The 23,995-nt window shown below is 73.3% G+C and carries 13 protein-coding genes; 1 reads left to right on the top strand and 12 read right to left on the bottom strand.

Translation table 11 applies throughout. The annotated features are described in order from the left end of the window. The first annotated feature begins 116 nt into the window (after positions 1-116). Complete coding sequence (locus tag KVT45_RS18050; protein ID WP_217548611.1) at positions 117-1,604, top strand: FGGY-family carbohydrate kinase; 1,488 nt, start codon at positions 117-119, stop codon at positions 1,602-1,604. A gap of 35 nt (positions 1,605-1,639) precedes the next feature. Here the strand turns inward: KVT45_RS18050 and KVT45_RS18045 are convergent, their stop codons facing one another. The 12 genes from KVT45_RS18045 to KVT45_RS17990 form a co-directional block, all read right to left on the bottom strand. Further along, positions 1,640-2,794, bottom strand: coding sequence for a DUF3103 family protein (locus KVT45_RS18045; protein ID WP_217548609.1), 1,155 nt, complete (start codon positions 2,792-2,794; stop codon positions 1,640-1,642). Between the two features lie 152 nt (positions 2,795-2,946). Beyond that, positions 2,947-3,675, bottom strand: coding sequence for a FadR/GntR family transcriptional regulator (locus tag KVT45_RS18040; protein WP_217548607.1), 729 nt, complete (start codon positions 3,673-3,675; stop codon positions 2,947-2,949). Positions 3,676-3,916: 241 nt separating this feature from the next. Then, positions 3,917-4,843, bottom strand: a complete 927-nt coding sequence (locus tag KVT45_RS18035; protein WP_217548605.1) for a hypothetical protein — start codon at positions 4,841-4,843, stop codon at positions 3,917-3,919. A 126-nt stretch (positions 4,844-4,969) separates the two neighbouring features. Then, positions 4,970-5,812: a dimethylargininase gene (gene ddaH, locus KVT45_RS18030; RefSeq protein WP_254646937.1), complete on the bottom strand. Its 843-nt coding sequence runs from the start codon at positions 5,810-5,812 to the stop codon at positions 4,970-4,972. A 6-nt stretch (positions 5,813-5,818) separates the two neighbouring features. Then, complete coding sequence (locus tag KVT45_RS18025; protein ID WP_217548603.1) at positions 5,819-7,108, bottom strand: MFS transporter; 1,290 nt, start codon at positions 7,106-7,108, stop codon at positions 5,819-5,821. Continuing rightward, a complete protein-coding gene (locus KVT45_RS58105) occupies positions 7,105-14,172 on the bottom strand; it encodes a non-ribosomal peptide synthetase (protein WP_217548601.1) in 7,068 nt (2,355 codons plus the stop codon). The genes KVT45_RS18025 and KVT45_RS58105 overlap by 4 nt, the downstream gene beginning before the upstream one ends. A 36-nt stretch (positions 14,173-14,208) precedes the next feature. Beyond that, on the bottom strand, positions 14,209-15,240 hold the full coding sequence (locus tag KVT45_RS18015) for a TauD/TfdA family dioxygenase (protein ID WP_308310786.1): 1,032 nt from the start codon (positions 15,238-15,240) through the stop codon (positions 14,209-14,211). Between the two features lie 11 nt (positions 15,241-15,251). Beyond that, positions 15,252-15,461 (bottom strand): MbtH family protein, encoded by a 210-nt coding sequence (locus KVT45_RS18010; RefSeq protein ID WP_254646936.1) that lies wholly within the window; start codon positions 15,459-15,461, stop codon positions 15,252-15,254. Between the two features lie 125 nt (positions 15,462-15,586). After that, positions 15,587-16,810: a cytochrome P450 gene (locus tag KVT45_RS18005; RefSeq protein WP_217548599.1), complete on the bottom strand. Its 1,224-nt coding sequence runs from the start codon at positions 16,808-16,810 to the stop codon at positions 15,587-15,589. Then, positions 16,780-17,574: a thioesterase domain-containing protein gene (locus KVT45_RS18000; protein ID WP_308310785.1), complete on the bottom strand. Its 795-nt coding sequence runs from the start codon at positions 17,572-17,574 to the stop codon at positions 16,780-16,782. Before KVT45_RS18000 ends, KVT45_RS18005 begins: the two co-directional genes overlap by 31 nt. Then, positions 17,571-19,370, bottom strand: coding sequence for a non-ribosomal peptide synthetase (locus tag KVT45_RS17995; protein ID WP_254646935.1), 1,800 nt, complete (start codon positions 19,368-19,370; stop codon positions 17,571-17,573). Before KVT45_RS17995 ends, KVT45_RS18000 begins: the two co-directional genes overlap by 4 nt. Before the next feature lie 38 nt (positions 19,371-19,408). Then, positions 19,409-23,938, bottom strand: a complete 4,530-nt coding sequence (locus tag KVT45_RS17990) for a non-ribosomal peptide synthetase (protein WP_308310783.1) — start codon at positions 23,936-23,938, stop codon at positions 19,409-19,411. Positions 23,939-23,995 lie beyond the last annotated feature (57 nt).

Genomic DNA, 23,995 nt, shown 5'->3' with positions numbered 1-23,995 from the left:
GGCAGGGGCATGTCAACGACTGCAGCGGAGAGGGTCAACATGCGGGTCACAGACGGCATCAGACCCCGCGGGGCACCGCCACACTCGTCCCGGGAACAGATGCAGGGAGGCAGTACATGATCGACGTCGTCTTCGGAGTTGACGTTGGTACCTCCAGCACCAAGGGCGTGGTGGTCGACGCTGCCGGCCGCATCCTGGGCGAGGCGGTACGCGGTCACGTGGTCGACCGGCCCCGGCCGGGGCACGTCGAGATGGACGCACAGGTGTGGTGGGACGAGTTCGTCTCGCTCGCGGCCGAACTGCTCGACCGCGACGACATCACCGTCCGGGCCGTCGGCGTCAGCGGCATGGGCCCGTGCACCCTCCTGGTCGACGACGCGGGAGAGCCGGTGCGTCCGGCGGTGCTGTACGGCGTGGACACCCGCGCCGAGGAGCAGATCGGGCGGCTGAACCGGGAGTTGGGGCCGGACACGATCTTCCGCAGGTGCGGGTCGGCGCTGTCGTCCCAGGCCGTCGGGCCCAAACTCGCCTGGATCCGCGAGCGGGAGCCCGAGGCGTGGACCCGCGCCCGCCGCCTCCTCATGCCCGCGTCGTGGCTCGCACACCGGCTGACCGGCGCCTATGTGCTGGACCTGCATTCCGCCAGCCAGTGCACCCCCCTGTTCGACATCCACGAGCAGCGCTGGATCCCCGAATGGGCCGAGCACATCGCACCCGGCATCGAACTCCCCCCGCTGCGCTGGCCGGGCCAGGAGGCCGGCCGGGTGAACACGCCCGTCGCGGGTGTCCCGGCCGGGACACCGGTCATCGTGGGGACGATCGACGCCTGGAGCGAGGCCGTCAGCGTCGGCGGCCACGGCGTCGGCGACCTGATGCTGATGTACGGCACCACGATGTTCCTGGTGAACACCGTCGACCGGCTCGTGACCAGCCCGTCGATGTGGTCCACGGTCGGCGCCCTGCCCGGCACCCGTTGCCTGGCCGGCGGCATGGCCACCTCCGGGGCCGTCACCGACTGGCTGGGGCACCTCTTCGGCGACGTCGGCCTCGGCACCCTGTTCGGCGAGGCGGCCGCCTCGCCCCCGGGTGCGAACGGCCTGGTGATGCTGCCGTACTTCGCCGGGGAACGCACACCCGTCATGGACCCCGACGCCCGGGGCGTGATCGCGGGCCTGACGCTGGGTCACACCCGGGGCGACCTGATGCGGGCGGCGCTGGAGGCCACCGCCTACGGTGTCCGGCACAACGTCGAGACGATGCTCGCGGCCGGCGCCGACATCCGGCGGGTCGTCGCGGTCGGCGGCGGTACCCGGGGCGGACTGTGGCCTCAGATCGTCAGCGATGTCACCGGCCTCGAACAGATCGTCACCCGCACCACCATCGGTGCCAGCTACGGTGCCGCCTTCCTCGCCGCCGGTCTGATCGGCCGACCGGACATCACGGCCTGGAATCCGGCGGAATCGGTGGTCCGGCCCGATCCCGCCACCGCGGGTGTCCACGACCGCCGGTTCACCCAGTACCGGGTCCTGTACGAGAGCACCACCGCGGTCACCCACGCCCTGGCCCACGACCAGAACACCGGCTGTGAAGAAGACGGCCCGTGACGTCGCCCAGGCCCGGTCCGCTCTTGGGGCGAGGTCTAGAACTCCTCGACGAAGTAGGGCTCGACGGTCATCCAGCCGTTGCCCGAGGCGCCGTTCAGCCGGCCCGTGGAGTTCTGGGCGAGGGTGTACCAGGACTCCACGTAGTCGGGGTCGTCGGTGAACCAGCTGTCGGGGATCGCGCTGAGGACCGCGTTCACCAACGGGATGTAGGTGCCCTGGTCGGTCACGGTGAGCAGCGCCGTGGTGATCGCCTGTGCCAGCGCACGGTAGTTGGTGCCGTCGTCGTCCTCCATCATGACGACGTCGGCCAGGTTGTACTTGTAGTTCGACCAGTTGACCAGGATCTGGTTCGGGTAGTAGACGGTGCCGTCGTAGTCCAGGTAGGGCATGTCCACCGAGTCGACGCGCGCCGTGCCGTCCTGGCCGAAGCCGGTCACCAGCGAGAACATCTCGGCGGCGCCCTTGAACCAGGGCTCCTGGTCGTCGTTCACCTCGACGGCCGTGACCTTGGTCGCCCACCAGCCCGCCGCGCTCGCGGCGTCGGCGCTGTTCGCCGCCTGCGGGAGGGAGGTCAGTCCCTTGTCGGCGAAGGCCTTCTGCAGCACCTTCAGGCCGGCCCGGTGAGCCTTGGTGACGTCGATGTCCAGGATGTACAGCGGGCGGTCGGGGACGCGCGCGGTGTCGACGGAGTGGGCGTGGCCCTGACTGTCGTACGCCGTGATGTTCCTGGCGTCGTCGTCGGCCGCGGCGACGGCGATCCAGGGGGTGACCTGGGCGTCCAGGTACGACCGCATGGACGGCGAGCCCAGCCGGACGCGCAGCAGCGACCCGGTCGACGCGGGCAGGCCCTTCAGGCCCGCGATGCGGCGGTCGGCGGCCGAGACGGAAGCGAACAGGTCCCTGCCCTCCGGAGTGGCGGTGCTGCCTGCCAGCGCCTGGAGGTCCACGTCCTCGGTGCCGAGCGCGGCCGCACGGACCTGCTCGCGCCACTGCGGGTCGCGCAGCGAGGCGGACAGCGCCCGCGCGATCTCCTGCTCTGTCGACCGCACCGGAGACCACCGGAACGGCGTGGCCTGGTCCCCCGCGTCCCGTACCGGCGCGGCGATCGCCGGCTGGACGGTGCCGCCGATGACCGCGGACAGCATCACGCCGATGAGGACGCCGCGTCTCTTGCTTGATCTGCTCACCATGCTCCTCGTGTTGTCGGTCGCCGCCGCGCCCACGGTGAACGGGCGGCTGTCCTTGGGGTGATGGGCACAAAATTGGCCCGTACATGACAGACAAGGGGGAACGGACATCCGCCGTAGGAGCCGGCGGGCCCGGAGTCGTGGCCGGAGCGCGGCTACCGGGGGCTGTCGGCGGTCGGCCGCCCGCGAGGACTGCTCAGCGAACCGAGCATGATCTTCTCGGTGCCGGCCAGATACGTCTCCGCCGCGCGCCGCGCCTCCTCGCCGTCCCGCTCGACCACGGCCCGTACCACCGGCGCGAGCCGGTCCGCCGCCTGCGCCGCGTCCTCGAACGGCGCCCGCAGAGCGGCCCGTACCGGAAGGTAGGCGTTGAACAGCGTGTTCGTGAGGAGCAGATAGACCCGGTTCCCCGTGGCCCGCGCCAGTTCGCGATGCACTTCCACGTCGGCGAGCTGGACGGCGTCGGCGTCCGGTCCGTCCGCGACCTGACGCAGCAGGTGTTCCAGCCGCCGGGCCTGCCGTTCCGTGCGCCGCTCGGCCGCGCGGCCGGCGATCAGGGTGCCGATCTGCCGCCGCACCTCGAAGACCTCCCGCAGCCACGTGGGGTCCTGTGCGGCCAGCATCGGAAGCAGGTCGGCGCCACCGACCCGCAGGTAGTCCAGGATGCGGGTGCCGATGCCGTGCCGGGTGCTCAGCAGTCCCGCCTGCTCCAACCGGGTCAGCGCGTGCTTCAACGTCGTACGGGTGACTCCGTACCCGGCGGCCAGCTCCCGCTCGGGGGGCAGCAGGGATCCGGGTTCGTGCGTGCCGCTCAGGATGTCGTCACGCAGGCGTGCTTCCAGCAGGTCGACCACGGTTCGGCGCGGAATGCTCTCGACGGCCACGGAGGATCTCCCAGGCTTCGGTCAGTGGTTCAGCGGCCCACTGGTCTAGTGGCCCACCGGTTCAGCGACTTACTGGTCTAGTGGCTCAGCCACTGCTCCAGTGAAGCAGCCCCCCGACCGCGCCGTCAATCGCCTGATGGCGCAGAGCAGTTGCGCACGGTCCACGGCTGGAAGGTTCCCGCCTGACCGTCGGATCCGGCCGGTGGACGGGTTCCACCGGCCGGGCCGCGCACGGGCGGCGTCATCGAGGGACGTCGAGCAGCACGACGTGGACCAGGTACGGAAGTACCTCGTTGACGCGGGGGTCCTGGTCCAGCAGTACCGCGACCGGGGTGCGGCCCTGGGCGCGCAGGGCGTCGAGTGGCCGGGACCAGTGCACGCGGGCGGACGGTCCGGCTCCGGGCGGCGGGAGTTCCTGGTCCGGGCCGATCGCGGGCAGGCTGCGCGGGCCGCGGCCCGCGGCGGCGGTCAGGGCACGCAGGGCGCGTGCGGTGGCACGGCGGACGGCCTCGGCGCGGGTGGCACCGGTGGCGACGACCGTGTCCGGGCGGGGGTCCACCCGGATCGCGCAGGCGGGCAGGGAGAGCAGGCCGGACAGGTCGTGGGCGACGGGTTCGCCCGCCGCGTAGAGCGGTTGTGACGCGCCCGTGGCGCTCTTCGCGCAGTCGTTGCCGGAACATCGGCCGTCGCACAGGCCCGCGAGGCACAGGCGCGGCACTCGGGTGCCGGGCTCGGCGAGGCGCTGGGCCAGCAGCGCCTCGCAGTGCGCGGTCATGCCGGCTTCCAGGGCACCCACCCAGGTGAGGCCCGCCGCCACTCCCACCGGGGGGTGCCCCGGTGGGCCGGCCGTGACGGCCAGTCGCTCGGCGGGCACCCGGCGCAGGACGCCGGTGTCCAGGTCCAGCCCCCACACGGTGGCCCCAGGGGGGACCGCGCCGAGGCAGGACCGGCCGGCCAGGTGTCCCGCCAGCGCGGCCAGCAGTGTGCTCAGGTCCTCTTCGTCGCCGCCGGTCCGGGCCGCCCGGTCCCCGGTGACGGCGGACGGCAGCAGGGCCGCCGCCCGGTCGATCAGTTCCCCGGCGTCCGCCGCCGCCCCGGCCGCCCGGGACACGAAGGCGGCCCGCGCCTCCTCCTCGGTGGGAGGGTGGGTGAACTCCTCGGTAGTCATGCCTGGTCGTTCCTCTCCGGGCTCCCCCGTCGGAGACCCTCATCGGTCGATGAAACCGGGAGGCGATCTACAGCGGATGGACGCTCGATCCCGCCACCTGTCCGGTACCCGGGTGTCCGCCGCATATCAGCCGAGTGCGGGACGGTCGCGGATCTCGAGCGTGCAGCACTTCACGCTGCCGCCGCCCTTGAGCAGTTCGGACAGGTCGAGGCCGACGGGTTCGAAGCCGCGTTCGCGCAGGCGCCGTGCCACCCCGGCGGCCGACTCGGGCAGGATGACGTGGCGGCCGTCGCTGACCGCGTTGAGGCCGAAGTGCTCGGCGTCGGCCTCGTCGACCAGGATCGCGTCGGGGTACAGGCGCCGCAGGACGGCCAGGCTGTGCGGGGCGAAGGCGCCCGGGAAGTACATGATCTCGTCCTCGTCGAGGACGGTCAGGGCCGTGTCGAGGTGGTAGAAGCGCGGGTCCACCAGTTCCAGGCCGGCGACCGGGCGGCCGAGGAACTCCTGGGCCTCCGCGTGGCTTTCGGGTGTGCTGCGAAAGCCCGTGCCGGCGAGCAGCCGGTCGCCGGCGAGCAGGAAGTCGCCCTCGCCCTCGTTGACGTGGACCGGGTCGTGCACCCGGTAGCCGCGGTCGCGGAACCACTCCAGGTAGGCCGGTCCCTCCGCCGCCCGCTCGGTGTCGCGGAACCTGGCCCCGAGGACCCTGCCGTCCACCACCGTGGCGCCGTTCGCCGCGTACACCATGTCGGGGTGGCCGGGCAGCGGGTCGATGAGCTCGACGTGGTGGCCGAGCCGGCGGTGCAGGGCGAGGAGCTGCTCCCACTGGGTGACGGCGAGTTCGGTGTCCACCGGTTTGGCGGGGTCCATCCAGGGGTTGATCGAGTACGTGACCTCGAAGTGGGTCGGACGGCACATCAGGTAGTGCCGGGGGCGGGCGGCACGCTGGGGGCGGAGTTCCATGGCGGTCATCAGTCCTTACGACGTCCGGGGAAGGTTGCGGAGGGCGCGAAGGGGGCTCGCGAGCAGGACGAGGGCGGCGGTCAGCAGCACGGCGGACATGATCCAGATGGTGGGTCTGCTGCCCACGGCGCCGCCCAGCCAGCCGCCGAGCAGGGCGCCGACGGGGATCGCCCCGTAGTTGACGGTCGACGCGCTCGCCCGGATCCGGCCGAGCAGGTGGGAGGGGCAGTACGTCTGGTAGAAGCCGGCGACGATGACGTTGCCCGCGACCACGCCGCACACCGCGACGCCCCAGGCCAGGGCGCTCACCATGAGCGGCAACTGCCGTCCCGCGAAGGGCAGCAGGAAGATGAACGGCGCCACGACCAGCATGCACAGGAGCAGTCCGCGGGCGGTCCCGAACCACCGGGCGATCCGGCCGGCGACGGCCGCCCCGGCCAGGCCGCCGACGCTCACCACCGCGAACACGGTGCCGACGGCGCCCGGTTGGAGTCCGACGTCCCGGACGAGGAAGACGGTCTGTACGGCCTGGATGCCGTTGAGGGCCAGGTTGGCGAGGGCGCCGAAGCCCGCCAGCGTCCGCAGGTAAGGGTCACGGGCCACGAACCGGACGCCTTCGGCGATCTCCCGCCGGAGCGCTCTGCGCTGCGAGGGCTCCGGCGGATTCTCGCGTACGTCGATCCCGCCGAGGCAGAGCGCGGAGACCAGGTAGGTCGCCGCGTCGAGGAAGACCCCGGTGACCGCGCCGAAGGCCTGGGTGACCAGGCCCGCCACGCCGGGTCCCGCGACGTCCGCCGCCGATTCGGCGCCGTGCAGCTTCGCGTTCGCCTCCAGCATGTCGTCGTCGGCCACGAGCGCGGGCAGCAGCGCTGTGTAGGCGGTGCTGAAGAACACCTTCGCCGCGCCGGAGAGCAGGGCGACGAGCACGACCTGGGCGAGGGTGAGCACGCCCAGCCAGGCGGCCACGGGAACGCTCCCGAACAGGACCGTCAGCGACAGGTCGCAGACCAGCATGGTCCTGCGGCGGGGCCAGCGGTCCACCCAGGCGCCGGCCGGCAGCCCGATGAGCAGCCACGGCGTCCAGGCCGCCGCGGTGAGCACGCCCATCATGAAGGGGGAGGCGTGCAGCGTGACCACCGCCACCAGGGACAGGGACACATGGCCGACCGCGGTGCCCAGGCCGCTCGTGGTCTCGCCGAGCCACAGCCTGCGGAAGTTCCGTTCGGACCACAGGCCCAGGCGGCCGCGGGCGGGCCGCTCGTTCTCCCGCTCGGGTGAGGCGGGATCGGCGTACGCGCGGCTCATCGGCGTTCTCCCGGCTGTGTGGCACGGAGTTTCTTGGCGACCGCTTCCGCGATCAGGGCGATCGGGCCGGGCCGTGTCATCGCGCCGTGCTCGCAGGCGAGCAGGTCATGTTCGATCAGTCCGGTGACGTACGGCCGCCAGGCGCTCTCGTACGGCCAGTCGGAGGGCTTGTCGAGCGCGGCGCCGATGAACAGGGCGTCGCCCCGGTATACGGCGGGCACGTGCGCGGCCAGCACTCTGTCGTGGTCGGCGAAGACCCGGGGCAGGACGTCGGCGGCGTCTCCGAGCATGGCCCGCAGGGCTTCCGGTACGACGTCCTCGCCGTCCTCGCCCTCCTCCTGGTCGTCGGTGGCGTAGCCGAGTGAGGCCAGCAGTGCCGCGAGCGGGTCCGCCTGTTCCTCGGGGCCCGCGGCCTCGCCGGGAGCGGGGGCCGGGGGCGGGGTCGGTGGGTAGCCGTCCAGCAGGATCAGGGAGCCCGTCTCTTCCCCGTCCGCCTGGAGCCGTACGGCCATCTCGTGGGCGACTACGGCGCCGAAGGACCAGCCGAGGAGGTGGTAGGGGCCGCGGGGCTGGACGGACCGGATGTGCCGCAGATAGGTCGCGGCCAGCGCGCCGACGCTGTCGGGGGTGGCGCCCCGGAGGCCGGGGGCCTGCAGGCCGTAGACCGGGTGGGCGGCGTCGATGTGACGCAGGAGACCGGAGTAGACCCAGCTGATGCCGGCTCCGGGGTGCACGCAGAACAGGGGGGTCGCGGTGCCGCCGGTCCGCAGCGGCAGCAGGGTCCCGAGGGAGTCCTGCGGTCCGCGCTCGGTGTCGAGATGGCGGGTGAGACCGGCCGGGGTGGGGTGTTCGAACAGGGCGCGGATGCCGATCTCCTCCCCCAGTACGGCGCGGATCCGGCTCAGCAGCCGGGTCGCCAGCAGCGAGTGGCCGCCCAGGGCGAAGAAGTCGTCGTCCACCGAGACCGATTCCAGCTCCAGCACCTCGGCGAACAGACCGCACAGGGTCTCCTCGCGCGGGCTCGCGGGCGCCCGTCCGGCGGCCGTTCCCGCGAACCGCGGTGCGGGCAGCGCCGTCCGGTCCAGCTTGCCGTTGACGTTCAGGGGCAGTGTCTCCAGCACCGTGACCACTGCCGGGACCATGTACCCGGGCAGCACGCCCGCCGCGAACTCCCGTACGGCGGTGCCGTCCGCCTCGCCGGTCACATAGCCGGCCAGCCGCCCCTCGTGGGCGACGACCACGGCCTGTGTCACTCCGGGGCAGCGGGCCAGCACCGCCTCCACCTCGCCCAGTTCGATGCGGAAGCCGCGGATCTTGACCTGGTGGTCGGTCCGTCCCAGGTACTCCACTTCGCCGTCCGGGCGGCGGCGCACCAGGTCGCCGGTGCGGTACATCCGCTCCCCCGCCCGCTCCCCCGCCGCGAACGGATCGGCCACGAACCGCTCGGCGCTCAGGCCCGGTCGGTTCAGATAGCCCCGTGCGATGCCCGCGCCGGCGAGGTACAGCTCACCTGCCACACCGGCCGGAACCGGGCGCAGCCCCTCGTCCAGCACATGGACCCGGGTGTTCGTCAGCGGCTTCCCGATCAGCGGTGTCGCGTGGTCGGCCAGCCGGGCGTGGAGGGCGTCGACGCTGTACTCGGTCGGGCCGTAGAGGTTGTGGCCGGTCACTCCGGGGGTCTCGCGCACGGCGGTCCACAGGGCCGGTCCGGCGGCCTCGCCACCGAGCATCAGGACCGGGAGCCGGCGCCGCTCCAGCAGTCCCTCCTCAAGGAGTTGCTCGGCGTAGGTCGGGGTGACGTCCATGACGTCGATCCCGGCTTCGGCCGCGTAGCGCACCACGGCGGCGGCGTCGCGCCGGCAGTCGTCGTCGAGCAGGTGCAGTTCGTGCCCGGCCACCATCCAGAGGATTCCCTCCCAGGAGGTGTCGAAGGACAGCGAGGCGGTGAGTGCGACCCTGAAACGCCGTCCCGGGTGGGCGCGTTCGGCCTCGGCGACGGTGGTGGCGCGGTGGAACGCGTACAGGTTGGCGACGCCCCGGTGCTCGATCACCACGCCCTTGGGCCGGCCGGTCGAGCCGGAGGTGTAGATGAGGTAGGCGGCGTTGCGGGCGCCGGCGCGGTGGGTCACCGGAGCCGGCCCGGTCACGGTGCGGTCCTCGTCCAGCGACAGCCGGGGCAGGCCGTCCAGGATCCGCGGGAGGGGCCAGGCGGCGTGGGTCAGGGCGAGCAGCGGGGCGGTGTCGCGGAGCATGTGGGTCAGGCGGTCGGCCGGGTAGTCGGCGTCCAGCGGCAGATAGGCGCCGCCCGCCCTGAGCACGGCCAGGAGCGCGACGACCGAGTCGGCCGAGCGGTCCAGGGCGAGCGCGACGACCTGTTCGGGTCCGACGCCGGCGACGGCCAGCCGCCGGGCCAGGGCGTCGGCGCGGGCGTCCAGTTCCCGGTAGGTCAGCGAGGTGTCACGGCTGACCAGGGCCACGGCGTCGGGGGTGCGGGCGACCTGCGCCGCGAAGACCTCGGGCAGCAGGGCGGGAGCCGCGGGAAGTGCGGTGTCGTTCCAGCGCTCCAGCGCCGTACGGTCGTTCGCCGTCAGGATCTCCAGGCTGCCGACGGCGCGGCCGGGGTCCTCGGCGACCTGGTTCAGCACGCTGGTGAGGGCGGTGGTGAGCCGCTCGGCGGTGTCCCGGTCGAACAGGTCGGTGGCGTATTCGAGCGCGCCGCCCAGTCCGGTCGTGGCGCCGTCGGGGCCGTGGCGTTCGGTGACGTTGAGGCACAGGTCGAAGGGGGAGGTCGCGAAGTCGGTGGCCTCGTGCTCGGCGTGCACTCCGGGGAAGGCGATGTCCGCCTCGGTGGTGTTGTCGTAGGCCAGCATCACCTGGAACAGCGGGTTGCGGGCCGGGGAGCGGACCGGGTTGAGCTCCTCCACCAGCCGTTCGAAGGGCACGTCCTGGTGGGCGTAGGCGGCGAGGTCGGCGGTGCGGACCCGGGTCAGCAGCTCGGTGAAGTTCGGGCGGCCCGACAGGTCGGTCCGGAGCACGAGGGTGTTGACGAAGAAGCCGACCAGGTCGTCCAGGGCGCCGTCCGCCCGGCCGGCCACGGGGGTGCCGATCGGGATGTCGTCGCCGGCGCCGAAGCGGTGCAGGAGGGTGGCGAACGCGGCCTGGAGGACCATGAACAGGGTGCTGCCGTGTGCGCGTGCCAGTTCGGTGAGCCGGGTGTGGAGGGCGGGGTCGAGTTCGAAGCGGACGGTGTCGCCGCGGTGGCCGGGCACCGCCGGGCGGGGCCGGTCGGCGGGCAGGCTGAGTTCGTCGGGCAGTCCGGCGAGGGCGTTCTTCCAGTAGCCGAGCTGCCGGGCCAGGAGGCTGTCGGGGTCGTGCTCGGTGCCGAGCAGTTCCCGCTGCCAGAGCGCGTGGTCCGCGTACTGCACCGGCAGCGGCCGCCAGTTCGGGGCGGCGCCCGCGCGGCGGGCCCCGTAGGCGGTGGCGAGGTCGTCGAAGAGCGGGCGCAGGGAGGCGCCGTCGGCGGCGATGTGGTGGACGACCAGGACGAGGATGTGTTCGTCGGGTCCGTCGGGGATGAGGTGGGCGTGCACGGGGACGTCCGTGGCGAGGTCGAAGACATGGCCCGCGGCGACGGCGACGGGCAGGTCCGCGACGGTCAGCAGCGGGGCGGGCGGCTCGTCGAGGACGTGCTGGTAGGGGACGCCGTCGATGGTGCGGTAGACGGTGCGCAGGGCCTCGTGGCGGCCGACGACGTCCCTGAGGGCGGCCGCCAGGGCGGTGGTGTCCAGGGCGCCGCGCAGCCGCAGGGCGAGGGAGACGTTGTAGGTGGCGCTGGGGCCCTCGGCCTGGTCGATGAACCAGAGCCGCTGCTGGGCGAAGGAGAGCGGGAGTCGCTCCGGCCGGTCGGCAGGGCGGGGCGCCGGGCGGGCCGGGGTACCGGCGGCGCCGTCCGTGAGACGGTCGGCGAGGCCCGCGGGCGTCGGCGCCTGGAACAGCTCGGCCAGCGGGATCTCGGCTCCGAGGACCGTGCGGATGCGGCTGACCAGCCGGGTGGCGGTCAGGGAGTGGCCGCCGAGAGCGAAGAAGTCGTCGTCGACGCCGACCGTGGCCAGGCCGAGCAGTTCGGCGAACAGGCCGCACAGGATCTCCTCGCGGGGCGTGCGGGGGGCGCGTCCGCCGGCCGGTCCGCCGAGGTCGGGGGCGGGCAGGGCGGCGCGGTCCAGTTTGTCGTTGGCGGTCTGCGGGAGCCGGTCGAGGACCATCACCAGCGGGACCATGTAGCCCGGCAGGGTGTCGGCCGCGTACCGGTGCAGCGCGGCCGCCAGGTCCGGCCGTTCGCCCGCAGGGGTGCAGTAGGCGACCAGCCGCTTCTCGCCGTCGTCCTCGCGGACCATCACGGCGACCTGGCCGACGCCCTCGTGCCGGGCCAGTACGGCCTCGATCTCGCCGGGTTCGATGCGGAAGCCGCGGATCTTGACCTGGTGGTCGGTGCGGCCGAGGAACTCGATGGCGCCGTCCGCGCGGTGGCGTACCAGGTCGCCGGTGCGGTACATCCGCTCGCCCGGCTCGAACGGGCAGGCCACGAACCTCTCGGCGGTCAGGGCGGGCCGGTCGGAGTAGCCGCGGGCGAGGCCGGCGCCCGCCACGTACAGCTCGCCGTGGACGCCCGGCGGCACCGGGCGCAGGCCGCCGTCCAGGACATAGGCCCGCATGTTGTCGAGAGGGGTGCCGATCGGCACCCGGGCTCCGGTGAGGTCGTCCTCGGTGACCCGGCGGAACGTGGCGAAGGTGGTGGTCTCGGTGGGGCCGTACCCGTTGCCCAGGACCAGGCCGGGGCAGGCGTCCAGGACCCGTCGCAGCATGGCCGGTGCGGCCGCGTCGCCGCCGGTGGTGACCGCGCGCAGTCCGGTGAGGGCCTGTGGACTCTCCTCCGCGACGACGTCGAACAGGCCCTTGGTGAGCCATGCCGCCGTCACCGCGTGGCGTTCGATCGTGTCGCGCAGGGCGGCCGGGTCGAGGTGGCCCGGCGGGGCGACTACGACGGTGCCGCCGGACAGCAGGGGCGCCCAGAGTTCGTAGGTGGCGGCGTCGAAGGCGTGCGGCGAGTGCAGCAGGACGCGGCGGTGGTTCCCGCCGTGCCAGCGGTGGTCGGTGGCGAGGGCGACGACGTCTCGGTGGCGGACCGCGACACCCTTGGGCAGCCCGGTGGAGCCGGAGGTGTACATCACGTAGGCGAGTTGGTCGGGGTGCACCGCCGGTGTCTCGAATCCGGGCACGGGCTCGCCCTCGGGCCGCATCACCAGGGCGGCCGGGGTGAACCCGAGGTCGTCGCGGTCCGTCAGCAGCACCGGGGCTCCGGCCTGGGCCAGCACCCACTCCAGCCGGTCCGCCGGCAGGGAGGCGTGCAAGGGCACGTACGCCCCGCCCGCCAGTACGATCGCCACCGTGGCGACCACGACCTCGGCCGAGCGCTCCAGCAGCATCGCCACGGGCGTCTCAGGACCCACGTCCAGCGCGGCGAGCCGGGTCGCGAGGCTCTGCGCACGGGTCTGCAACTGCGCGTAGGTGTAGGTGACTTCGTCCGACACCACGGCGACGGCATGCGGGGTGCGCGCGACCTGCCGGGCGAACGCCTCCGTCAGCGTCCCGTCGCCCGCCACCGGGCGTGCGGTGTCGTTCCACTCCCCCAGGATCCGGGCCCGTTCCTCCTCGCCCAGCAGGTCGTGCCGGCCGACCGGCGCGCCCGGGTCGGCCGTGGCCGCCCTGAGCAGCCGCTCCCAGCGGGCGGCGAACGCCGCGACCGTCCCGGTGCCGAACAGGTCGGCCGCGAACTCGACGGAGCCGGTGATCCCGGCTGGGGTGCCGTCCGGGGCGTGGTTCTCCTCCATTCCGATGTTGAGGTCGAACTTCGCGACCCTGATCCCCAGCGGTTCGGCCGTGAAGTCCAGGCCGTCCGGGCCCGTTTGACCGACGGCGGCGTTCTCGTTGTTCTGGAGGACGGCCATCACCTGGAACAGCGGGTGCCGGGCGGTCGAGCGGACCGGGTTGAGCTCCTCCACCAGCCGTTCGAAGGGGACGTCCTGGTGGGCGTGGGCCTCCAGGTGGGTCTCCCGGACCCGGGCGAGGAGTTCGGTGAAGGACGGGTCGCCGGAGACGTCGGTGCGCAGCACCAGCGTGTTCACGAAGAAGCCGACCAGGTCGTCCAGGGCCTCCTCCGAGCGGCCCGCCACGACCGAGCCGACCGGCACGTCGGTGCCGCCGCCCAGCCGGGAGATCAGCGCGGCCAAGGCGGCCTGGAGCACCATGAACAGGGTCACCCGGTGCGTGCGCGCCAGGTGCAGGAGGCCGGCGTGCAGGTCCGCGTCGAACCGCAGGGGCAGCGCGTCGGCGCCGCCGCCGAGGCTGCGCGGCCGGGGCCGGTCGGTGGGCAGGGTCAGTTCCTCGGGGAGTCCGGCCAGCTTGGTCCGCCAGTAGTCGAGTTGACGTGCCATCAGGCTGTCCGGGTCGCTGTCGCTGCCGAGCAGTTCGCGCTGCCACAGCGCGTAGTCGGCGTACTGGACGGGCAGCGGCTGCCAGTCGGGGGCCCGGCCCGCGCGCCTGGCCGTGTGGGCGGTGGCCAGGTCGCGCAGGAACGGCCCCTTCGACCAGCCGTCGCCGGCGATGTGGTGCAGCACGGTCAGCAGCACGTACTCGTCCGGCGCGAGGACGAACACCCTTATGCGGATGGGGAGTTCGCCGCGCAGGTCGAAGGGTTCGGCGGCTGCCGCGTCGCGCTGCGCGGGATAGCCGTCGGGGTCGGCCGTGCAGTCGACCACCGTGAAGGAGAGATCCGCCGCCGCCTGCCCGGCGGGCACCACCTGTTGCACGGGGACGCCGGCCACGGCCGGGAAGACCGTGCGCAGCGCCTCGTGCCGGGTGATGACGTCCGCGACCGCGGCGCGCAGGGCCGCCGGGTCCGGTGCGCCGCGCAGGCGGACCGCGAACGGCAGGTTGTAGAGCGGGCCAGGCCCTTCGATCTGGTCGGTCAGCCACAGACGCTGCTGCGCGAAGGAAACCGGGATCACGGATCTGTCCTTACGTCACGGGCCACGGAGGCTTGGTCAGGCGGTGGGCAGGGGTGCGGCGCGGAACGCGGCGGGCGGCACGCTGGGCCGGCAGTCCAGGACGTCGACGGGCTCCCCCATGGCGACGGCGATCTTCCGGTCGCCGCCGAACGGGTCGCGGCCGTGGGCGGCGAGGATGTTGTCGACGAGCATCACGTCGCCCCGCTGCCAGGGTTCGCGGACGGTGGCCGCCTCGTAGACGGCGTTGAGGGTCTCCACGTCGTCCCGGGTGAGGGGGGCTCCGTCGCCGACGCCGGTGTTGAAGGGCAGGCCGTCGGGGCCGAACTCGTCGGTCAGGGCCTCGCGGATCATCGGGTCAAGCGACCATTCGTTCCAGAACGCGAGGTGGTTGAACCAGACTTCCTCGCCGGTCTCCGGGTGGGTGATCGTGCCCGGGCGCAGCTGCCGGGTGCGCAGCCGGCCGTCCTCCCGCCACTCCCAGGAGACGAGGTTCTCCGTGCAGTACGCCTCGACCTTCTCCGGGTCGTCGGTCGCGAACGCCGTGCGCCAGTCCAGGGACACGTATTCCGAGTAGTTCCGGGTGAGCGTCCAGCCGGTGCCGCGCACCCGGTCCACGATGGCGGCGGGCAGGTTCGCCAGGACCTTGCGGCAGTCGACGACGGGGGTGGCGCCGCCCTCGGCGGGGGCGGTCAGGCAGGCGAAGAGCAGCTTGCCGGGGAAGGTGAGCGTGTAGCTGTTCTCGTTGTGCATGCGGATCGACTGGTGGGGCGGCAGGTCTGTCGAGGAGAACACCCCGTGGCCGAAGTCGCTGCGCGGGGTGGCCTTCTCCCGGTAGGGGGTGGGCTCGGGCAGCAGCACGTCGCGGACCCGGGCGACGTCCTCGCTGCCGGCGACCGGCAGGCCCCGGAGGAAGATCGCGCCGTGCTCGGCGAGGGCCGCCCGCAGCTGCGGGCTGTTGTCCTGGAGCCAGTCGACGGCCGCGTCCATGTCGTGGACGCCGGTCACGCGGGTCAGGGCCGGGCGGCCGGGAGCGGTCTCCCAGTGCGGTGTGGTCGGTGCGGTCGGCACGGCGGGGCCTCCTAGCGGCCGAGGGCGGCGAGCAGGCTCGCCGGGCGGATGTCGGTCCAGTTCTCCTCGATCCAGGCGAGGCAGGCCTGCCGGTCGGCCTCGCCGAAGGCGACCGTCCAGCCGGCCGGGACGTCGATCCACGCGGGCCACAGGGAGTGCTGGTTCTCGTCGTTGACAAGCACCTGGTAGGTGCCGTTCTCGTCCTCGAAGGGATTCGTCATGATGTTTTTCCTCCGTCGTGAGCGGGGCGGGAATTTCGGGGTTCTCGGAATTCCGTCCGGGCTTTTCGAAGTTATCGGCGCTCGTTTCCGCAGACAGGCAGGAGTTCCGGCAGGATTGGGGAAGTTCAGCGCGCGATCAGGCGCACCGGGAAGTGGTCCAGGCCGAAGTTGATGATCGAGCGGTTGTACTGCACCGGTCCGGCCGGTTCGATCCGCTCGACGCGTTCCAGCAGGGCCGTGAAGAGCGCGGTCAGCTCCGTCTTGGCCAGCGGGGCGCCGATGCAGTAGTGCGCGCCGAGGCCGAGGGCCACGTGGCGGTTGGGACTGCGGTCGAGCACGATGTCGTGCGGGCGGTCGAAGGCGGCCGGGTCGTGGTTGGCCGCCCATGTCCATACGACGACGCGCTCGCCCCGCCGGATGTCGTGGCCGCCCAGCACGGTGTCCCTGGTGGCGGTGCGCAGGGTGTGCAGCCCGACCGAGGTCCAGCGCAGCAACTCGTCGAGGGCCGGCCCCATGGCGGCCTCGCCGCTCTGCAGCCGGTGCCACAGCTCCGGGTGTCGTACCAGTGCGAGCAGCCCCATCACGGCGGTGTGGCGGACGGTCTGCACTCCGCCGACGACGATGTTGTCCAGGTTGAGGACCACGTCCTCGACGGGCAGCAGCCGTCCGGCGATCCGATAGGTGGCCATCATGCTGATGAGGTCGTCACGGGGGTCGGCCCGCCGCTTCATGACCTGGTGCATGAGGTACGGGATGAGCCGCTGGTGACCGGCCCTGCGTTCCTGCGCGGTGCGGCCGAGGAAGGCGTCGTCACAGACCTGTACGACCATCTCGCGGTCCTGGTCCGGGACGTCGAGCAGGTCGCACATCACGGTCAGGGGCAGCGGGGAGACGACGTCGACGAGGTCGACCTCGCCCCGCTCCACGGCCGCGGTGACGATCCGGCGGGACAGCTCGGTGATGCCGGGGGCGGCGCCGCGGGCCCCGCCGGGCGAGAGGAACGGGGTGGCGGGGGCGCGGAGTTCACGGTGCCGGGGCGGGTCGGTCAGGGCCATCATGCGGCCCGCGCCGACGGGTGTGTTCCCCGCTCCGGCCCCGAGCAGCGAGCCGCCCTCCGAGCTGTAGGCGGCCGCGTCCTTGAGGACCTCGACGGCCAGGTCGTAGGAGAGCACCGACCAGACCGGCCCGTCGTCGGCGGTCTCGGTGCGCTGGACGGGGCCCGCCTCCCGGAGCCGGCCGACGACGGCGGGCAGGTCGGGGCGGGTCCACAGGCCGGGGTCGCTCAGGTCGACGGAGGCGGCCGGCGCCGGGCCGGGGATCAGCGGGCGAGGTGCTGTGCTCGTGGCCATCGGGGCTCCCTGGGGGTCGGATCGGGCCGGTGCCCGAGGATCGAGGTCAGCAGGCCCACCGGTCCGGGCCGTTGTACGGTCGCCAGCAGATGGCCGCCGGGGACCACCGTCAGGCCGAAGGCGCCCGAGGTGTGCTCCGCCCAGCCCGCCAGCAGGGCGGCGTCGAGCATCGGGTCGGCGTCGCCCGCGACGGCGTGCAGGGCGGTGTCGAGCATCGGGCCGGGCCGGTACCGGTAGGTGTCACGCACCGTGAGGTCGCTGCGGATGGCCCGCAGCGCCAGCTCCCGCAACTCCGGCTCAGACGCGACGAGTTCGCCCATGCCGCACGTACGCAGCAGATCCTCGGCCCCGTACTGCGGCGGGGTGGGCGCGCCCCAGGTGCCGGGCGGGGACGCCGAGGCGGCGATCACCACCTCCGGGCGGTGCTCGGGGGGCAGGGCGCGTGCCACCTCGTAGGCCAGCAGGGAGCCGAAGCTCTGCCCGTAGAACCCGAAGCGGCCGCTCAGGTGCGGGAGCAGGGCGTCCGTCACGGTCCGCACCAGGAGGTCGAAGGTGGCGGGCATCGGATGGCGGCTGCGACCGCCCCGGGCGGGCATGCGCAGTGCCCACACCTCGGCGGCCGGGGCGAGCGCCTGGGCCAGCGGGGCGAAGGCGGTGGCGTCACCGCCGGCGTGCGGGAAGCAGAACAGCCGGTAGGGCCGGTGGTCCTGGGGTGCGGGTACCAGCAGCCAGTCCCCCTCGGTGCGTGGGCGTGCGGGGTTCACCGGGCACCCGCCGCGCCGCCGACGAGGGCGGGACGCCGGGGGGTGGGGGCCTGGCCGGCCGCGCGTACCGCCTCGGTGAAGTCGGCGAGGTCACGGGCGTCGAGCAGGTGGCGGAGCTGGAGTTCGATGTCGAGGGTGCGGCGCAGGATGTGGATGACCCGCAGTGCTGCAAGGGAGTGGCCGCCGAGGGTGAGGAAGTCGTCGTCGGGGCGGATGTCGTCCCGGCCGAGTACGGTCCGCCAGACGTCGGCGACCTGTTGCGCCAGGCCGGTCCCCGCCGGACCGGCCCCCGCCGGACCGGTCGGCTGCGGGCGGGACGCGGCGGCGGGCGCCGGGGCGGGCAGTGCGGCGTGGTCGAGTTTGCCGTTGGGGGTGAGCGGCAGCGCGTCGAGGACGACGACCGTGGCCGGGACCATGTGGGCGGGCAGCAGGGTGCGGGCGTGGGCCAGGATGTCGTCGGCGCCGAGGTCCGGGGTGCCGGAGGGGGTGACGTAGGCGATGAGCCGCCGGTCTCCGGGGGCGGCCTCGTGGACCTTGACGGCGGCCTCGCGGATCCTCGGATGGCGGGTCAGGGCGCCCTCGATCTCGCCCGGTTCGATGCGGAAGCCGCGCAGTTTGAGCTGGCGGTCGGCGCGGCCGGCGAACTCCAGGGTGCCGTCCGGGCCGCGCCGGGCCAGGTCGCCGGTGCGATACATCCGCGCACCGGGGGCGGCGGGGCAGGCCACGAAGCGTTCGGCGGTGAGGCCCGGGCGGCCGACGTACCCGTGGGTGACGGCGGGACCGGAGATGTAGAGCTCCCCGGTGGCTCCGGGGGCCACCGGCCGCAGCGCCCGGTCCAGCAGGTGCAGGGTCACGGCGGGCAGGGCGTCGCCGATGTGCGGGAGGGGTCCGCCGATCCGGGTGGCGGTGGAGTCGACGGTGCACTCGGTGGGGCCGTACAGGTTGAGGGCGTCGGTTCCGCCTTCGGTGATCTCGTCCCAGGTCGCCCGGGGTACGGGCTCGCCGCCCATGAAGAGCCGGACCGGGCGGGCGGCCAGCGGCTCGCGCAGCAACTCCCAGTGCGAGGGGGTGAGGTCCAGGTCGGTGACGCAGTGCTCGTCGAGCAGGGCGGCCAGCCGGACCGGGTCGGTGCGGGTCGTGTCGTCGACCACGACGACGGTGTCGCCCCGGCAGACCCGGGCCCACTGCTGGACGGAGGCGTCGAAGGACACGCTCGCGCTCCAGCCGACCACGCCCGGTTCGGACCGGTACATGCCGCGTTCCTCCAGGCCGGCCAGGAGGGCGGCGACGCCGCCGCGGGTGGCTTCGACGCCCTTGGGGCGGCCGGTGGAGCCCGAGGTGTAGATGACGTAGGCCGCGTCCATCGCGGTGACCGGGGTGTCGGGGCCGAGGTCGCCCGTCGCGTCGGGGCCGAGGGCCGGGACACCGTCGGGCAGCGGGACGGCTCCCGGCTCGGCCGTGAGCAGCAGGGCCAGGCCCGAGTCCGCGGCCATGAACGCGAGCCGTTCCCGTGGGTAGGCGGGGTCGAGCGGTACGTAGGCCGCGCCCGCCCGCCACACGGCGAGCAGCGCCACCGGCAGGTCGGTGGTGCGGCGCAGGTGGATGCCCACCCGGTCGCCGCGCCCGATGCCGTGGGCGCGCAGGGCGCCGGCCAGCTCCGCGGTGCAGCGGGCGAGTTCGGCGTAGCCGAGCCGGCCGTCGGCGGCCACGACCGCGGTGCGCCCGGGGCTGGCGTCGGCGGCGGCCAGGAACCGGGTCAGCGGGTCGACCGGTCGGGGGCCGTGGGTGTCGGTCATGGGGCTTGTCTCGCTCTCTTCTCGGTCTGCGCGGGTGGTCATACGGCTGCGGCCATGTCGTGGAGGGCGGTCTCGTAGGCGTCGAGGAAGGCCTCGGCGAGCGCGTCGGGCACCACGGACCGCTGATGGTCCACGGCCAGCAGGACGCGGTCGGAGACGGGGTCCTGGATCAGTGAGGCGCCGAAGGCGAAGCTGTTGGGTTCGTGGCGCATGGTGGGCTCGCAGCCGATCCGGTCGTCCTCGATCCGCGCGTCGCCGAGCTCTCCGAGGGCGTGGAAGCGCAGGAAGCCGAACTGGCTGTCCAGCCGGGTGCCGGTCATCAGCCGGGCCAGCCGGGCGATCGGGACCCGGCGGTGCGGCATCATGTCCAGCTCCTCGCGGTGCACCTCGCGCACCAGCGCCAGCGGATCGCCGCCCGCACCGCTCACGCTGTCGCTCCCGGCCACCAGGGGAACGGTGTTGAGGAACAGCCCGTACACCTCGGTGCCGCCGCGCCGTTCGAGGCGGCCGTTCATCGCCAGGCCGGTGGTGATCCGACGGCGTCCGGTGATGGCACGCAGCGCGTGCACATGGGCGGCGAGCGCCACGGACTTGACGGGGACACCGGTGGCGTCGGCGACGCGGCGCAACTGGCCGGGGGCCTCGGGCAGCACCCGTTCCACGATGCGGGCCAGTTCATGGGTCTCGCCCGCGCCGTCCCACAGCTCGCCGCTGACGCCGTCGAGCTTGTCGCGCCAGTACGCGAGGGATTCGGGGTCGGCCGCGGCCTCTCGTTCGACGGCCACGAAGTCCCGGTAGCGGGAGCCGGGCGGGGCGGCGGGGGCGCTGTCCGGGTCGGCCGACAACTCGGAGTGGCGTTCGAGGAGTTCCGCGAGGAGCGAGGTGAAGCTCCAGCCGTCGAGGATGGCATGGTGCTCGGCGACGGTGAGCTGGAACGAGGTGTCGGTGAGCCGCTGCACGGTGAGCCGGAACAGCGGCGGCTCCAGCAGGTCGAAGGGGATCTGGCGGTGGTGCTCGAAGACCGCCGTGACCGCCTCGTCCCGGTCGTGGGCGTCCAGCCTCCGCAGGTCGTCGAAGGTGACGGGCGGCGCCAGCTCGCCGTGCACGAGCTGGAGGGGTTCGGCGTAGCCGGAGATGTCCAGGCCGGTCCGCAGGACGGGGTGGCGGGTCATCGCCTCGGCCACGGCCCGGCGGAATGCGTCCTCGTCGAGCGGTGCGCTGATCCGGTAGCTGTTGACGTTGTGGTAGCTGTCGGTCGATCCGGCGATCTCCATGTGGAAGACCATGCTGAGCTGCATCGACACCATCGGGTAGGCGTCCACGACGCCGGCCGGGAGCTCGGCCCGGGTCTCGGCGTCGACCAGCGAGAAGGGTCCGTCGGCGGTGTCCGTACCGGCCACCGGGCGGGCCAGCGGCGCCAGGGCGGCGATGGTCGGCGCGTTGAAGATGTCCCGCAGGGTGACCGTCCAGCCGGCCTCGTGCAGCTCTCCGGAGAGCTGCACGGCGCGGATCGAGTCGCCGCCGAGGTGGAAGAAGTCGTCGTACGCCCCGATACCGGTGACGCCCAGGACCCGTGACCAGACCGCGGCGAAGTCCCGCTCGGTGTCGTCGCGGGGGGCCACGTGCCCGGCCGCGGAGCCGGTGGGCGCGGTGGCGTGCGGGCTCGGGTCGGGCAGGGCGCGGCGGTCGACCTTTCCGTTGACGGTCAGCGGCAGGGTGTCCAGGACGGTGACGGTGGCCGGGATCATGTAGTCGGGCAGTGAGCGGGCCAGGAACTCGCGCATCCCGGCCGGCTCGCGGCCGGTGACGTAGGCCGCCAGCCGCTGCTGGTGGACGGTGACCACGCACGTGTCCACGTCGGGGTGGGCGGCCAGTGCGTTCTCGATCTCGCCGAGTTCGATGCGGAAGCCGCGCAGTTTCACCTGGAAGTCGGCGCGCCCCAGGTATTCCAGGCCGCCCTCGGGCAGCCTCCTGGCCACGTCCCCGGTGCGGTACATCCGGGCCCCGGGAACGGCGGCGTAGGGGTCGGCGACGAAGCGCCCGGAGGTGAGGCCGGGCCGGTCCCAGTAACCGTGGGCGAGGCTGCCGCCGCCGACGTACAGCTCGCCGGGCACGCCCACCGGGCAGGGCCGCAGCCAGTCGTCGAGGACCATCGCACTGAGGTGCGGCATCGGTGTGCCGATCAGGCTGCGGTCGAAGCCGCCCGCGGCGGGTCCGAGGTCGTGGGTGGTGACGTGGACGGTGGTCTCGGTGATCCCGTACAGGTTGCACAGCCGGGCCGGGGGCAGCGGGTCGAGGGCGTTCCAGCGGCGCACCACGGCGGGGTCGAGCGCCTCCCCGCCGAGCATGACCTGTTTCAGCGCGGGCAGGGCGCGCGGCCGTTGCCGCAGGGCGAGTTCGAGCTGGCGCAGCGCGGACGGGGTCAGGCACAGGAACGAGACGCGCTCGGCGGCGAGCAGTTCCGTGAACTCCTCGGGCGAGCGGCTGGTCAGGTACGGCACCACGACCAGCCGTCCGCCGTGCAGGAGGGCGCCCCACAGCTCCCAGACGGTCCAGTCGAAGGCGTAGCTGTGGAAGAGGGTCCACACCTCGTCGGGGCCGAAGGCGAAGTGCCGGGCGCCGGCGTCCATCAGACGGCTGACGTGTTCGTGGGCGACCGCGACGCCCTTGGGCCGGCCGGTGGAGCCCGAGGTGAAGATGATGTACGCGGTGTCCGAGGGACGGACCGGGACGGCGGGGCGGGTGGCCGGGAGGGCGGCCGACTCCGCTTCTTGCAGGGCCGGTTCGTATCGCTCCCACGGTCCGTCCGGGACGCGGTCGGGCCGGTCGGTGACGACGACCCGGACCCCGGTGTCCCCGAAGACCATCGCCGCCCGGTCGGCGGGGGCGGTCAGGTCCACCGGCACGTAGGCCGCGCCGGCCTTCAGCACGCCGAGCACCGAGACGGGGATCTCGTGCGTGCGGTCCAGGAGCAGGCCGACCCGGTCGCCGGGGCGGACGCCGCGGGCGATCAGTGCGTGGGCCAGCCGGTTGGCCCGCTGGTCCAGTTCCGTGTAGCTCAGGGACCGGTTGCCGTGGGTGAGGGCCGTGCGGGTGGGGTGCGCGTCGGCCGCGTCCTCGAACAGCCGGTGCAGAGCGCGGCCTTCGGGTATGCGGACGGGGGCGGCGGGCGGCTGCCGGTCGGCCAGGCGGGTCAGTTCACGCACGGTACGGCCGGTGTCGTCGAGGGCGGCCGTCAGCAGGGCCCGCCAGTCGTCGGTCATCCGCCGTACCGTCTCGGTGTCGAAGAGGCCGGAGCTGAACTCGACCTCGCCGCGCAGCTCGCCGTCGTCGTAGACGGACCAGGTCAGGTCGAACTTGCTGGTGCCGTTGGAGTGCACCCGCCGGTCGGCCGAGGCGGGCCCGAACGCCAGTGGCGCCCGGTTCTCGGTGTGCGAGCCGAAGACGACCTGGACGAGCGGCGGGTGGGCGGCGGAGCGGTCCGGGGCGAGCTGGTCGACGATCGTGTCGAACGGCACGTCCAGATAGCCGTACGCCTCGAAGGCCACGTCGGAGATGTGGGCGAGCAGCTCACGGAAGGTGGTGCGGGCGCCGAGCCGAATCCGCAGCGGCAGCAGGTTGACGAAGTAGCCGACCAGGTTCTCCAGTTCCGGCCGGTCGCGGGTGGTGACCGGGGTGCCGATCACCATGTCCTGGGCACCGGTGTGGCGGTTCACCAGGAGCGCGAAGGCGGCCAGTTGCACGATGAACGGCGTCACCCCCTCGCTCTCGGCCAGCGCGCGCACCCGCGCCGCGGTGCCGGCCGGCAGGTCGAAGGGCTCGGTGCGGCCGAGGTGGCCGCGCTCGGCCGGGCGCGGCCGGTCGGCGGGCAGTTCCAGCAGGCCGGGGGCGCCGTCCAGCCGGTCCTTCCAGTAGGACAGGTGGTCCTCGAAGGAGCGGCTCTGTTCCCCGGTCGCGTAGTCGGCGTACTGGACGGTCAGTTCGGGCAGCCGGGGCTCGCGGCGTTCGGTGAGGGCGGTGTAGGTCTGCGCCAGCTCCGTCTCGAAGACGTCGGCCGACCAGCCGTCCCAGACGATGTGGTGGACGACGAGGACGACCGTGGTCTCGGTGTCCGACCGCAGCAGGGCCGTCGCCCTCAGCAGCGGTCCGGTGGCGAGGTCGAAGGGGGCCGACGCCTCGGCGGCGAGTCGCTGCCCGGCCTGCCGTTCCCGCTCGTCCGCCGGCAGCTCCCGCAGGTCGACGACGGTCAGCGGGATCTCCAGGCCGGGGTGGACGAGTTGGCGGGGACCCTCGGGTCCCAGGGCGAAGGTGGTGCGCAGCGCCTCGTGACGGGCGACGACCGTGTTGAGGGAACGTTCCAGGAGCGCGGTGTCGAGGGGGCCGGTGAACTCGAAGACCCAGGGCGTGTTGTAGGTGGCTGTCCCGGGGTGCCAGCGGTCCAGGAACCACAGTCCTCGCTGGAGGCCGGAGAGCGGTGCGGTCCTGGCGGGGGCCGGGGTCGACGGCGAGGTGGGAGCGGGCAGCGGGGTGGGGACCGGCGACGGGGCCGTGTCCGTGGGCGAACTCACTGTCGTTCTGCCTTCCTTGTCGGGGAGCGGGCGTGCCGGTCCGTCGCAGGGCCGGCG

Source organism: Streptomyces sp. GbtcB6 (genome assembly GCF_019091475.1).
Taxonomy (GTDB): domain Bacteria; phylum Actinomycetota; class Actinomycetes; order Streptomycetales; family Streptomycetaceae; genus Streptomyces; species Streptomyces hyaluromycini.
This window is presented reverse-complemented; position numbering and strand designations above follow the sequence as displayed.

Excerpts from the sequence above, each read along its gene's own strand:
- KVT45_RS18050 (WP_217548611.1), top strand. The coding sequence starts at position 117 with ATGATCGACGTCGTCTTCGGAGTTGACGTTGGTACCTCCAGCACCAAG.
- KVT45_RS18045 (WP_217548609.1), bottom strand. The coding sequence starts at position 2,794 with ATGGTGAGCAGATCAAGCAAGAGACGCGGCGTCCTCATCGGCGTGATG.
- KVT45_RS18035 (WP_217548605.1), bottom strand. The coding sequence starts at position 4,843 with ATGACTACCGAGGAGTTCACCCACCCTCCCACCGAGGAGGAGGCGCGG.
- ddaH (WP_254646937.1), bottom strand. The coding sequence starts at position 5,812 with ATGACCGCCATGGAACTCCGCCCCCAGCGTGCCGCCCGCCCCCGGCAC.
- KVT45_RS18025 (WP_217548603.1), bottom strand. The coding sequence starts at position 7,108 with ATGAGCCGCGCGTACGCCGATCCCGCCTCACCCGAGCGGGAGAACGAG.
- KVT45_RS18010 (WP_254646936.1), bottom strand. The coding sequence starts at position 15,461 with ATGACGAATCCCTTCGAGGACGAGAACGGCACCTACCAGGTGCTTGTC.
- KVT45_RS18005 (WP_217548599.1), bottom strand. The coding sequence starts at position 16,810 with ATGGCCACGAGCACAGCACCTCGCCCGCTGATCCCCGGCCCGGCGCCG.
- KVT45_RS17995 (WP_254646935.1), bottom strand. The coding sequence starts at position 19,370 with ATGACCGACACCCACGGCCCCCGACCGGTCGACCCGCTGACCCGGTTC.